This window comes from Mucilaginibacter aureus (assembly GCF_053514885.1).
In genome coordinates, this window is the sequence record NZ_CP170601.1 from 2932157 (window position 1) to 2946788 (window position 14632).

A 14632-nucleotide genomic window follows, 5' to 3' on the forward strand; every position below is an offset into this window, starting at 1 on the left:
AAAACCTATATGAATACACTGTACCGTTCAATATTTTCGCTCTGCCTGTGCCTGGGCATACTCGATAGTAATGCACAGGTTAAACAGGTTAAGTTAACCAATTTCGATCTGCAGTCGTCTGCATTGGTAGGTAATTCGGGCGAGCAATTGTCTTCGTTGCAATACCGTTCATCGCAGCATTGGTATGCGGTTAAGGTACCATCTACGATATTAACCGGTTTGGTTGCCAACAAGGTTTACCCCGACCCTTACCAGGCGCTCAACAATATGCTCATTCCCGATGCATCGGATGAGTTTAACAAACAATATAACCTGGAAAAATACAGCCATTTACCTGGTAACCCTAACCCCTGGAAAAAGCCTTACTGGTACCGTACAAAGTTTGCCGTGCCTGTAGGCGATAGGGGCAAGATATTCCAGCTGATATTTAAAGGCATAAACTACCGGGCCGCGGTGTGGGTTAACGGTCATCAGATTGCCGATTCGACCCAGATGGCAGGCATGTTTGCCGAATATAGTCTTGATGTAACCAATTATATTAAAGCCGGCAATGAAAATGTATTGGCAGTAAAAATATGTCCGTTGGATTATCCGGGTTTGCCCGATACGGAACAGCTCAAAGCATTGGGCCCGTTCTTTTTAAACGGGGGGCCTACCGGCGACATCGGTAAAAACGTAACTATGTTGTGCTCGGTTGGCTGGGATTGGATGCCGCCCGTGCGCGACCGTAATATGGGGATTTGGCAGCCGGTATTTTTACGTACCACGGGCGCGGTTACCATCGGCTATCCGCAATTAAAAACAGATTTGCCCAACCTGCCAAATACTAACGTAGCTAAGCTGTCATTAAACCTGACGATGACTAACCACGCAGGAGCAGTACAAAATGGAAAACTCAAGGTAAGCATTGTACCCGAAAACTTTACAGGAGCAGGGCTCATCAATTTCGAAAAGAGTGTGAGCGTGGGTGCCGCATCATCAACAACAGTTAACCTCGATGCCAGGAACATCAAACAGTTAACTATCAATAACCCGCATTTATGGTGGCCAAATAATTACGGCAAGGCCAATTTATACCGCATCAGGCTTCAATATGTTAATGCTTCAGGTATAGCCGATGATACTTCGTTTGTGTTCGGTATCCGTACCACAACTACAAGTGCGGTAACTACGGCTAACGGTTTTGTTCGCCGCGATTTTTTTGTGAACGGCAAAAAAGTGCATTTGGTTGGCGGCGCCTGGGTGCCCGATATGATGGTAAACCGCGATTCAACCCGGTTTGACCGCGAACTGCATTTATGCCGTAATGCCAATGTTAACCTGGTGCGGATATGGGGCGGCGGCGTAACACCGCCGGATGCCTTTTTTAATTCGGCCGATAAGTATGGCCTGATGGTATGGTCGGACTTTTGGGTTACCGGCGATACCCAGGGCGAATTTAAAGGTTCGCCCGATTGGCCGCTGGAAAGCAGTGTATTTGTTCGTAATGTGAAAAGCACTATCTATCGTATCCGTAACCACCCAAGCTTATTGGTTTGGACGGGTGGTAACGAAGGCCACGCCCGTAAAGAACTGTACGATGCGATGAGGGATAATATTATCGAGTTGGATGGTACGCGCCCGTTTATTCCAAGTTCATCAGGCTACGCCAAATTACCCGAAGGCTGGAAAGGCTCCTGGCCGGATGATAAACCATCGGGCGTGTACAGCGGCGGCCCGTACGAATGGCACGACCCGCATGATTATTATAAACTGGCCGATGCAGCAAAAGATTGGGTATTTAAAGATGAAACGGGTTTACCATCACAGCCGCCCTATACTACAATGGCACGTATTATAAACGACCAGGTATGGGATAAAAGCCTGCCATACCCACTAAACAATACCTGGGGCTATCATGATGCAGCTACCGGCGCGGGCCGGTACGATAAGTATTATAACCAAATGGCAAGGCGCTACGGCAAACCCGAAAGCGAAGAGGATTTTGCCAATAAAATGCAGCTGCTTAACGCGATAGGCTACCAGGGTATTTTTGAAGCAGCTAATCACAAACTCAATGAAACCGGGGGCGTAATGCTTTGGAAATTGAACGCAGCCTTCCCGAGTGTAATATGGCAGGTGTACGATTGGTACCTGCAACCAAACGCCGGTTATTACTTTATGCAAAACGCCTGTGAGCAGATACATGCCCAGCTTAATTTAAATGATAGTACGGTGGCGGTTGTTAATCGCACCCATAACCCAACGGGAGCCCTTACGTTTAGTACGCAGGTATTTGATCTGCATGCTAAGCAGCTTTATAAACAAACTGTAAAGGCATCACTAAACGATGCCGGTGTTAAAGAGCTAACCAACTTATCGTCGGTTTTGAAAAATGCCCCGGGCGTTAGTTTTGTGATCCTGAATATAAAAGATGCTGCCGGGAAACAGGTATCGCACAACGCATACTGGCTGGCGCCCGATACCGATTATACCGCGCTAAAAAACATGCCGAAAGCCCAATTGAAACTGACTGTTATTAACAGTAAAATAGTTGGCAACGATGAAAAATACGATGTACATATTGTTAATACATCAAACCAGGTAGCGTTTTTTGTGAGGCCGCAACTGATAAGCAATAATGATGAGGTGATGCCATCGTACTGGTCGGCAAATTATTTTACGCTCGCCCCTCATGAAAGTATCAGCGTAAGTGTAAGTGCACCGCTAAGCAAATTAAATAAAAACGCGCATTTTGTGTTAAGCGGATGGAACGCGGCAGCGCAAAAAATTTCGTTAATGTATTGATGCCATGAAAAAACTGCCAGTTATATTTTTCCTTTTCCTTTCGTTTACATCATTCGCTCAGAAATTTGAGGGCCTGGCGCTAACACCGCCCATGGGCTGGAATAGCTGGAACACTTTTCAAACCAATATTAACGAAAAACTGGTGCGCGACATTGCCGATGTGATGGTAGCATCGGGCATGAAGGACGTGGGTTATACCTATATCGTGTTGGATGATGGCTGGATGGCCAAAGAGCGGGATGCCGGCGGTAACCTGGTAGCCGACCCGGTAAAATTTCCCTCGGGGATGAAAGCTCTTGCTGATTATATCCATGCCAAAGGCTTAAAGTTTGGTTTGTATAATTGTGCGGGTACACAAACCTGCGCCGGTTATCCCGGCACACGGGGCTATGAGTATCAGGACGCAAGGTTATACGCTTCATTTGATATTGATTATTTGAAATTTGACTGGTGCTATACCGACGGCATCAATGCCAAAGAGGCTTACAAAACCATGAGTAAGGCTTTGAAAACCGCCGGCAGGCCAATTATTTTTAGCCTGTGCGAATGGGGTGGCAATAAACCATGGTTATGGGCCAAAGATGTTGGCCATTTATGGCGCACCACCGACGACATTTATGCCGGCTGGGCAGGGATAAAAAGTAATGGCACCTGGTCGGCAAACAGCGTTACCCGGATCATTGAATCGCAGGATAGCTTGCGTAAATACGCCGGTCCGGGGCATTGGAACGACCCCGATATGTTAGAGGTAGGAAACGGGATGAAGGTAAACGAAGACCGGGCGCACTTTGCCATGTGGTGTATGCTGGCTGCACCCTTAATTGCCGGTAACGATTTGCGCAACATGTCACCGCAAACGCATGATATTTTAACCAATAAAGAAGTGATCGCGGTTAACCAGGATGCATTAGGTATCCAGGCCTATAAATATGCTACTGCCGACAGTGTAGAAACTTGGATAAAACCTTTAAAGAATAACGAAATAGCAATTTGCTTTTTAAACCGATCGGCAAACACTCAAAAAATAACCTGCAATTGGAAAGAACATCCCGTAAAGGACGACCTGTCGAAAACCTTTATCGATTTCACCAAAACAGAATACAACATCAGGGATATAGAGGCTGGGAAAGCAATGGGCAAAACCAACCAAACTTTTGAAGCTACAGTATCCGCGCACGATGTGATAATGATAAGGCTAAGAAAATTATAAGAAGCTTAATTACAGACGCGGTTTTAAATTAGCGGTAAATTGATTAAATTTGATCAACTGTATATTCCTGATCTGACCTTTTAATTTGCTGTTTTGTCTTTTGCACGAATACTTGTACTTCCTGTTTTACTTGGTATGCTCTTTTTTTGTGTAAAAAAGGGCTACGCGTACGATCAGCCATTAAAATATCTGGGTATTGAACAAGGTTTATCAAACAATGCGGTAACCACTATTTATAAAGATCATTATGGTTTTATGTGGATCGGCACTTATGATGGTTTGAACCGATATGATGGCAGTACCGTTAAAACATTCAGAAATATCTATGGCGACAATCAGTCATTAAACGATAATCACGTTAACCGGATAGCAGGCTTAGGCAATAAAATATTTGTAGGCACCCTAAAGGGGCTTGTGTATTACAATTATAACGATTCGCATTTTTACCCACTCTTATACTCTGCCAAAAACGGCCCGCAAAATATCACCAATAATGTTACCGGGCTGCAAACTGATTCACGCAGCAATATTTATATCGGTACGGATTACGCCGGTTTTTTTACTTATCACGAGGGCGATGAAAAATGTAAACAAATAACCTTTGGCAACTTAAAAACCAAATACAGTGTGCAGGCAGTTACCTGCGATGCGCAAAAACAGGTATGGGTATTTGTTCGCGATGCCGGGCTTTGCCTTTTGGACGAAAAACATAATAAATTACAGCTGATCAATGCTGAACTCAAATCGGCAAACTGCCTGTTAACAGATGCGTATGCTCATATCTGGGTCGGCACTGATAACGGTTTATTCATCTATGATCTTCGCACCCACCATATGGTTCGTCTTCCGGATAGTTATGGCAGGTTAACCAGCGATAATATCATGGATATCAGGTTCGCAAAAAACAGCGAACTTTGGGTAGGTACCAATGGCGGCGGGATAAATGTTATTGATACAGCCAATCATAAAACCACCCACATGGTAAGCAGTAACGAAAACAGCGCATCATTACGCAGTAACGCTATCAGCATGATATACGAGGATAACGAGGCCCGGGTATGGATAGCAACCTTACGTGGCGGGGTGAATATTTTAGATAACAGGCGCAACCAGTTTAAACTCATCACCCACGATCCATTTAATAAAAACAGTGTTGTTAATAACTTTATCATTTCTTTTTGCGAGGATGAACTGCATAATCTGTGGATTGGTACCGATGGCGGCGGCTTAAGTTACTGGAACAGGAAAGCCAATGTTTATACCAACTATGTACATACCGCAGATAAAGGATCGGTAAGCAGTAACTTTGTGGTCAGCATGATTAAAGATCATAAAAACCTGATCTGGGTAGCTACATTTAGCGGAGGGATCGACCGCTTTGATAAATCATCGGGTAAGTTTATACATTACAGCTGTTATAACCCTAACACCAAAACCGAAGATAAAAGCTTATGGAAGCTTTATCTTGATTCGCACAATAATTTGTGGGCGGGGGTAACCCGCGGTGGGGCATTATACTGGTATAATCGCAAAGCCGATAAATTTGAGATTTTTGATGATCAGCTAACCAATATACACGCTATTTTTGAGGATGATAACGGTACACTTTGGCTTGGCGACTATTCGCAGCTGATTAAAGTTGACGTTAGCCGGAAAAATCACCAGTATATCTCTATTAAAAATGCCGTACGTTCAATTACCGAAGACGGTAACCGTAACCTTTGGATAGGTACCGAAGGAGGCGGTTTACTAAAATATAATATTCCCGAAAATAAATTAACCCGTTTTACACAGGCCGATGGTTTGCCAAGCAATTCGCTGTTGAATGTTTTGGTTGATAACAGCGGAAACCTGTGGGGCAGTACTTACAACGGGCTCACCGAATATAATATCACCACCAAAAAGTTCAAAAACTTTTACGCCTCGGATGGCTTGCAGAGTAATCAGTTTAATTTTAATGCGGCGCTGAAACTAAGCACCGGCGAACTGGCCTTTGGCGGCATTGATGGCTTTAATTTGTTTTATCCCGATAGTATAAAATTACCCGTACGCGAGCCCGAGCTTCGGCTTACCGGGCTGCATATCGATAATAAAGCCATCGATGGTAATACAAGTTACACCGGCAGGCAGGCCGTTGTCGACCTCAAAACAATCACTATCCCGTATAACGAGGCCACTATTGCTATTGATTACACCACGCTCGAATATTCATTTCCCGATAAAATAAACTATGCCTATTACCTCGAATCCTGGGATCATGGCTGGAATTATGTCGGGCAGTTAAAAACAGCTTATTACACCCGCTTAAACGAGGGTACGTATACGCTCAGGATAAAGGCTACCAATACGGCAGGTGCATGGAATAATCATCAGTTGGTTTTGCATATTATTGTTTTACCACCCTGGTATCGTACCTGGCTGGCTTATTTATGTTATATTCTGGTTATTGGGTTTATTGTTTACCGGCTGTGGCGATACCAAACCAAACAAACCAAACTGAAGTACGAGATTGAGATCACCAATCTGAAAGCTGAACGCGATAAAGAATTGAACGAAAAGAAACTGTCGTTTTTTACCAATATCTCGCACGAGTTCCGTACGCCTTTAACTTTGATCATCAACCCCATTAAAGATCTGCTGCACAATAGTTCAGGCGGCGATAAAAATGATCTGAATACTATCTATCGCAATGCAAGGCGTTTGTTGGGTTTGGTGGATCATTTACTGTTATTCAGAAAAGCCGAGAGTGAAAGTGACAGCCTAAAGGTAGTGAGGTTGAATTTTACCATACTTTGCCAGGATGTTTACCAATGCTTTGTACATCAGGCCAAAGCCAAAAATATAACTTATAATTTTAATCATGGTGCTGACGATGTTGAATTGTATGCCGACCGTGAAAAGATCGAGATCGTGCTGTTTAACCTGATATCCAATGCCATTAAATTTACACCGGATAACGGTAAGATAGAAGTTAATTTAAAACAGAACGATGACCTGGTCTTATTGGAGGTATCAGACAACGGGCGGGGTATTGATGCCGGTATTGGCGAAAAGCTGTTTGATAAATACTACCAGATCAAAGATAAAAACTCATTAAAAACAGGCTTCGGTATTGGTTTATATCTTGTAAAAACATTTATAGCACAACATCATGGCTCCATCAACTATCACAATAATCCAACAGGTGGTACAAGCTTTACCCTGCAGTTAAAAACAGGTAAATTGCACTTTAGCAGCGCTGATATTTTAGATGATGCAGTTGTTGATCAAAGCCATCACCAGTTGCTCGATCCGGAGATGGAAGAAGAAGGCCAAACACAACCAGAAGAAGAATCAGTAAATCAACTGGAGTTATTGATCTCCGACAGGCAGTCTGTGCTGATCATCGACGATAATGAACAGCTGCGCGATTATGTAGCAAAGATCTTTAAACGCGATTATAAAATTTACGAAGCCGTAAACGGCGAGCAGGGGCTTGAGTACATTAAAAAGTTTTTACCCGATATCATCATCAGCGATATCAAAATGGACGACCTTGACGGGATCGAACTGTGTAAGATCATCAAGCAGGATTCATTGCTGAGTCATATCCCGGTTATATTGATGACAGGCGACTCGACTCCCGAATTGCAGTTAAAAGGTATAGAAGTAGGCGCGGTTGACTTTATCAGCAAACCATTTGAAAAAGATCTGCTGATTGCCCGGGTAAATGGTATCTTGCGAAGTAAAACCGAACTGCAGAATTATTTTTATAACGAGGTTACGTTAAAAAGCAGTGCCCGCCGGATATCCGAAGAACATAAAGACTTTTTGTACAAATGCGTCGCAATCATTGAAAGTAATATCATCGATAATGATTTTGATGTTCAGGCTATAGCCGATGAGATGGGGATGAGCTATTCCAGCTTGTTTAAAAAGATCAAACTGATAACCGGGCAATCTGTCAATAACTTTATCCGGTTTATCCGCATCCGTAAAGCTGCCGAACTACTGATTAATACCAATTGCAACGTAAACGAGGCTGCCATGAATGTGGGGGTAAACGACATTAAATACTTTCGCGAACATTTTGTGAAAGTATTTGGTATGAAGCCTTCCGAGTTTTTAAAGAAGCATCGTACCGCCTTTCATAAAAATTACCGCGTTGAAGAAGCGATGAAATTTCCGCACCATGTCGATTAGCATATTTACCTGCCTACGTAAATAATTTGCTACAATACCCATAAGTGCTGTTTTGTTGAAAATGCCCCCTTTAAAATATCAAAATAACCCCCACCCGATATTGCTATTTAACTTTACTTCGCAATACCAATTGAGCCGGAATACTTGCTTACCATTTAATTCAATATTTGAATACCTATATTGATGCAGGATTTTTCTGAATTAACGAGGTAATTTATTGCGATATGTTTAAAACAAAATATGTGATCAAAATTGCGTTTAGTATGCTTCTGGCTTTAACCAGCTTGTTAGCTAACGCACAAATACAAGATCAGGCTAATGATCGTAAAACATGGCTTGCTTATATGGATAAAATTGCCCGGCCGGTTATGAGCAATATTGCTAATAATACGCTCAAGGCCAATATGCCGGTTGCCCTGTCCGAGAGGATCGACAACAAAGATAGCCGGGCCAAAGTGGCATACCTGGAGGCTTTTGGCCGTACTTTAAGCGGTCTGGCACCATGGCTTGAGGGTGAGGGCGGCGATGGCGATGAAGTTAAATTACGTACACAATATCGTGAGTGGGCATTAAAAGGTATTGTCAATTCCGTAAATCCCGAAGCTAAAGATTTTCTGCAATGGAACGGCGGTCAGCCGCTGGTTGACGCCTCTTTTGTTGCGCTGGGGCTTATCCGGTCGCCGTGGTTATGGTCGCACCTTGATGCCAAAGTTCAGCAGCAGGTTATCAACCAATTTAGAATTACCCGCAACACAGTGCCGGTTTACAGTAACTGGCTGCTTTTTAGCGGTATGATAGAAGCTTTTTTTTGCAAATATGATATAGACTATGATGCCGTAAGAGTAGATTTTGCGGTAAAGGAGTTCACCAAACATTGGTATGTGGGCGATGGTTTGTTTTCCGACGGAATGGAGTTTCATTACGATTATTACAACAGTATTGTGATACATCCCAACCTCAATACCATTATTGAGGTGATAAATGCCAAAAAAAATATTTATGGCAGAGAAAAGGCTAATCTGAATGCTATCAGCAAACGCTATGCACAAATACAGGAACGGCAGATCAATACCGATGGCAGCTATCCGGTAACGGGCCGTTCTATAGTTTACCGTGGTGGTGTATTTCATCATTTAGCATATATGGCTTATAAAGCGCAATTGCCCGAATCATTAAAACCGGCACAGGTGCGCTGTGCATTAACTGCCGTGATCAAAAAAACACTCGGATCGCCAACTACCTTTAACGATAAAGGCTGGCTTAATATCGGCTTGTACGGTAACCAACCTAACCTTGCAGATGTCTACATCACCACAGGGAGTTTATACATGTGCATGGATGTTTTTTTACCGCTGGGCTTACCCGCAACCGATGAATTTTGGAGTGCCCCGCCATTACCATGGACATCGGTAAAAATATGGACGGGACAGGATGCAGAACCTGACCATGCGATGGACTCCAATAAATTTTAATTGACGTATATGATGCGATTTTGCAAACTTTTAATAGTGTTAATAAGCTTTTCTGGTAGCGTGGCCATTGCACAAACGCCTTCAAAAAGTTTTACTCCCGGCGCCATTTGGCCCGATAATAATGGCGTACACATTAATGCCCACGGCGGGGGGATGTTACACAGCAAGGGTACTTATTACTGGTTTGGCGAACATAAAATTGAGGGCGGTGCAGGTAATCGTGCCATGGTAGGTGTGCATTGCTACTCTTCGAAAGACCTGTACAACTGGAAAGATGAAGGCATAGCTTTAGCTGTTAAGGATTCGGCCAGCGATATTGCCAAGGGTTGTATATTGGAACGCCCCAAAGTGGTTTACAATAAAAAAACTAAAAAATACGTGATGTGGTTTCACCTGGAATTACGTGGCCAGGGCTATAAGGCCGCCCGGGCCGGCGTTGCCACAAGCGATAAGGTTACGGGCCCATATACTTTTATAAAAAGCTACCGGCCCAATGCTGGTTTTATGCCGGTTTACCCGGAAGGGACTGCTGAAACCGATAAAGTAAATTGTGATCATCCCAACGGAAAGAGTGAAGGCTTTTTTTGCCGTGATGTACCCGGCGGGCAAATGGCGCGTGATATGAACGTTTTTGTGGATGACGATGGTAAAGCCTATCATATCTTTTCAGCCGAAGAGAACTTTACCCTTGATATAGCCGAACTGAATGACGATTATACCGGTCATACCGGTAAGTTTGCGCGGGTATATGCTGGTCACCAAACCGAAGCGCCGGCCATATTTAAACGCAATGGCACCTATTATCTGGTAGGTTCAGGCACTACAGGCTGGGCGCCAAATCCGGCGCGGTGGTTTTCGGCCAAATCGATTTGGGGTCCGTGGACTTACCATGGTAACCCTTGTGTGGGCAAAGGTGCCGAAATTACTTTTGGCGGTCAAAGTACATATGTGTTGCCCGTAGCAGGTAAAAAGGATGCATTTATTTTTATGGCCGATAAGTGGACGCCTAAAAATGCTATAGATGGCCGCTACCTGTGGTTGCCTGTTACTTTTAAAGGCGATGATATTGAGATAGATTGGTTAGATAACTGGAATCTGGATGTATTTAAAAAATAAGATGAGAAAACTGATACTAATAATCGGGAGTGTACTGATCTGCCTTGCAGTACACGCGCAGGATAGCCTGATCACCAATATTAATGCACGTAAATCACTATCGCTTAACGGAAGCTGGCAATACATTGTAGACCCCTACGAAACCGGTTTTTACGATTACCGTTACAAGGAACTGAACGAAAAAAATGGCGATGCGTACTGGAACACCGATATCCCAAAAGATAAAACAGAGAAAAAAGAACACGGGTATATCGATAAATACACGTTGCAGGTTCCGGGCGACTGGAACCATCAAAAACCTGAATTTGTTTATTACGAAGGGACCGTCTGGTATAAAAAATCATTTGATTTTAATCCTGCGGAGGCAGGTAAAAAATACTACCTCTACTTTGGCGCAGTTAACTACCGTGCCGATGTTTACCTTAACGGGAAGAAATTAGGCTTCCACATCGGTGGTTTTACACCGTTTAATTTTGAGGTTCCTGCGTCCCTGTTAAAGGAAAAAGGAAACTTTTTAGTAGTAAAGGTTGATAACAAACGTTACGCCGATGAGGTACCTACTTTAAATACCGACTGGTGGAACTATGGCGGTATTACCCGCGATGTAAAGCTGGTTGAGGTTCCGCAAACCTTCATCCGCGATTACGTTATCCAGCTAAAAAAACCGGAACCCGGTAAAGGTCCGGCAACTAATCCTGCGGTAAGCGGCTGGGTAAAACTCAGCAATGCCAAAACTGGTGAAAATATCACCATCAGCATCCCCGAACTGAGATTTAAAAAACAGATCGTGGCAAGCGGCAGTATTACGCCAATTGAGTTTAACCTGCCCAAACTACAGCTATGGTCGCCCGAAAGCCCTAAATTGTATAATGTGATCATTGCCACAGCCACCGATAAGGTAGAAGACAAGATCGGTTTTCGCACTGTTGAAGCTTTTGGTAAACAGGTGTTGCTCAATGGCAAACCCATTTTTATGCGGGGTATCTGTATTCATGGCGAAATTCCGCAAGAGGTACGGCGAGCATATAGTAAACAAGATGCAGAGCAGTTATTACGGCAGGCGCGGGGGCTAAACTGCAATATGGTTAGGCTGGCGCATTATCCGCACGATGAAAGCATGACCCGTCTGGCCGACTCGTTGGGCATACTGGTATGGTCGGAAATACCGGTTTACTGGACGATCAATTTTGGTAATGCCGATGTGCTCAACAAGGCCAAAGCCCAATTGAATGAAATGATCACCCGCGATCATAATCGCGCAAGCATCATTATCTGGTCGGTTGGTAACGAAACACCCGTCAGTGCAACACGCACCAATTTTATGCATAGCCTGATCACCGCCGCCAGGCAACTTGATAATACCCGCATGATATCGGCTGCGCTGGAAGTAAATTATGGCTCGCTTAAAAATCTGAACGTTGTTGATGACCCGCTGGGCGAATTTGTTGACCTGGTTGCTTTTAACGAGTATTTAGGCTGGTACGGTGGTTTGCCCGATAAATGCCGTACTACAAACTGGAGTACACCGTACAATAAACCACTGTTTATTAGCGAAACAGGTGCAGAAGGCAAAACCGGTTTCCATGCCGACTCGCTAACCCGCTTTAGCGAAGAGTTTCAGGAATGGTATTTTAAAGAGCAAACAGCCATGCTTAAACGCATGCCCGATAATTTTGTAGGCATATCGCCATGGGTACTTGCCGATTTCCGGTCGCCTAAACGCAACAATCCTATGTACCAGGAAGGGTGGAACCGGAAAGGTTTGTATGACGATAAGGGAAATAAAAAGAAGGCATTCTATATTATGAAGGCCTGGTACGATCAGATAGAAAAAACCAAATCTTATAAATAATACGCATACATAATGAAACTAAAATGGTATTTATTGCCGGTAATATTAATGGTGGTCATTAATATGAGCTGCGCACAAAAAGCTGAACACACTTTTGCATTAGGCGATACTGATTTTTTGCTGGATGGCAAACCTTTCCAAATGATATCCGGCGAAATGCATTATCCGCGTGTGCCGCGCGAAGCATGGCGAGCCCGTATGAAAATGGCCAAAGCCATGGGTTTAAATACTATTGGTACCTACGTTTTTTGGAACCTGCACGAGCCACAAAAAGGGAAGTTTGATTTTGCCGGAAATAATGATGTTGCCGAGTTTGTTAAAATAGCCCAGCAGGAAGGGTTGTGGGTTATCCTACGCCCAAGCCCTTATGTATGTGCCGAGTGGGAATTTGGCGGTTACCCATATTGGCTTCAAAATGAAAAGGGCCTGGTGGTGCGCAGCAAAGAGGCCCAGTATTTAAAGGAATACGAAACCTACATTATGCAGATAGGTAAACAACTGGCTCCGCTACAGATAAATCACGGCGGTAATATTTTGATGGTGCAGATCGAGAATGAGTACGGTTCTTACGGCAATGATAAAGAGTACCTTAAAATAAACCAGGATCTATTTAAAAAAGCCGGTTTTGATGGTTTGTTATACACCTGCGATCCGGTTGGCGATGCAAAAAAAGGATATTTGCCAGGCTTGCTACCCGGTATTAACGGTACCGACAATACTGCCAAAGTAAAAGCATTAGTGAATAGTTTGCACGATGGTAAAGGGCCATATTATATTGCCGAATGGTACCCGGCCTGGTTTGATTGGTGGGGCACAAGGCATCACACCGTGCCTGCCGAAAACTATGTTAACCGCTTAGACTCGGTACTTAAAGCAGGCATATCCATTAACATGTATATGTTTCATGGTGGTACTACACGCGCATTTATGAATGGTGCAAACTACAAGGGTAACACTCCATACGAACCCCAGATCAGCAGCTATGATTACGATGCTCCTTTGGATGAGGCTGGAAATGCGACTGATAAATTTATGAAATTCAGAGCTGTTATAGCCAAGCATCTGCCAAAAGGCACAACGCTACCGGAAGTGCCGGCGGCTAAACCTTCCATCGCTATTCCGGATATTCACCTCGATCAATCAGTATCATTGTTAAATACTTTACCTGCTCCGCAAAATAATATTACACCGCTCACTTTCGAAGATATGAACCAGGATTATGGTTTTGTATTGTATCGCACTAAAATGCAGGGGGGTAAAAATGGTATTTTGAAATTAAAAGAGCTACGCGACTATGCTGTAGTGATGATCAATGGCAAGATCATCGGCACGCTTGATCGTCGTATAAAACTGGATAGTATGCAGGTTGATCTCCCTGCCGGGGAAGTTACTTTGGATATTTTGGTAGAAAATATGGGCCGGATAAACTTTGGCAAATACCTGCTGCAAAATAAAAAAGGCATAACCGAAAGCGTTTGGTTTGATCATGCGGAAATTAAAAACTGGGCGATGTATGGTCTGCCATTTGCCGATACAAAAGGCATTAAATTCAGTGCCGCATCATCAAACACTACACCTGTGATCAAAAAAGGGTCGTTTACTATAAGCAAACCAACTGATACCTATTTTGATATGAGCGCCTGGGGAAAAGGCGTGATATGGGTAAATGGCCATAACCTGGGTAAATACTGGAGCATCGGTCCGCAGCAAACTGTTTACTTACCGGCAGAATGGTTAAAGCCAGGCAAGAACGAGGTAGTGGTGCTGGAGCTGTTAAAACCACAACAAACAAAATTAAATACCATCGCAAATCCAATATTGGATAAGCTTCCATAGTTTATTTACATCTGCTTAAGAATATAGGTCGCCCCGAAACAGGCGGCCTTTTTTGTTTTAATACGCGGCAACTAACCTTTATTAAAAAATGCATTTAATAAGTGTTATATAAACACGAAATATTTTACATCGCTGGTGCAAAGGGGGTATTTTACAATTTATACCCCCTAATTATAC

General features: G+C 43.5%; 7 protein-coding genes. All 7 read left to right on the plus strand.

Going from position 1 to position 14632, the window contains the following annotated elements; genetic code table 11:
• Window positions 1-9: 9 nt before the first annotated feature.
• The 7 genes from ACFGVR_RS12540 to ACFGVR_RS12570 all read left to right on the plus strand — a co-directional run bounded on the left by ACFGVR_RS12540 (window position 10) and on the right by ACFGVR_RS12570 (window position 14455).
• Entirely contained in the window at window positions 10-2787 is a 2778-nt protein-coding gene (locus ACFGVR_RS12540) for a glycoside hydrolase family 2 protein (protein WP_448697495.1), read from the plus strand.
• A 4-nt stretch (window positions 2788-2791) separates the two neighbouring features.
• A complete protein-coding gene (locus tag ACFGVR_RS12545) occupies window positions 2792-3997 on the plus strand; it encodes a glycoside hydrolase family 27 protein (RefSeq protein WP_448697497.1) in 1206 nt (401 codons plus the stop codon).
• Between the two features lie 135 nt (window positions 3998-4132).
• Window positions 4133-8179: a hybrid sensor histidine kinase/response regulator transcription factor gene (locus ACFGVR_RS12550; RefSeq protein ID WP_448697499.1), complete on the plus strand. Its 4047-nt coding sequence runs from the start codon at window positions 4133-4135 to the stop codon at window positions 8177-8179.
• 224 nt (window positions 8180-8403) lie between these two features.
• Window positions 8404-9651, plus strand: a complete 1248-nt coding sequence (locus tag ACFGVR_RS12555) for a DUF2264 domain-containing protein (protein ID WP_448697501.1) — start codon at window positions 8404-8406, stop codon at window positions 9649-9651.
• Between the two features lie 9 nt (window positions 9652-9660).
• The gene (locus ACFGVR_RS12560) at window positions 9661-10767 is read left to right on the plus strand and encodes a glycoside hydrolase family 43 protein (RefSeq protein ID WP_448697503.1); all 1107 of its coding nucleotides are present in this window, start codon (window positions 9661-9663) and stop codon (window positions 10765-10767) included.
• Window position 10768: 1 nt separating this feature from the next.
• A complete protein-coding gene (locus ACFGVR_RS12565) occupies window positions 10769-12619 on the plus strand; it encodes a glycoside hydrolase family 2 protein (RefSeq protein ID WP_448697505.1) in 1851 nt (616 codons plus the stop codon).
• A 12-nt stretch (window positions 12620-12631) separates the two neighbouring features.
• Window positions 12632-14455: a glycoside hydrolase family 35 protein gene (locus ACFGVR_RS12570; RefSeq protein WP_448697507.1), complete on the plus strand. Its 1824-nt coding sequence runs from the start codon at window positions 12632-12634 to the stop codon at window positions 14453-14455.
• Window positions 14456-14632: the final 177 nt, after the last annotated feature.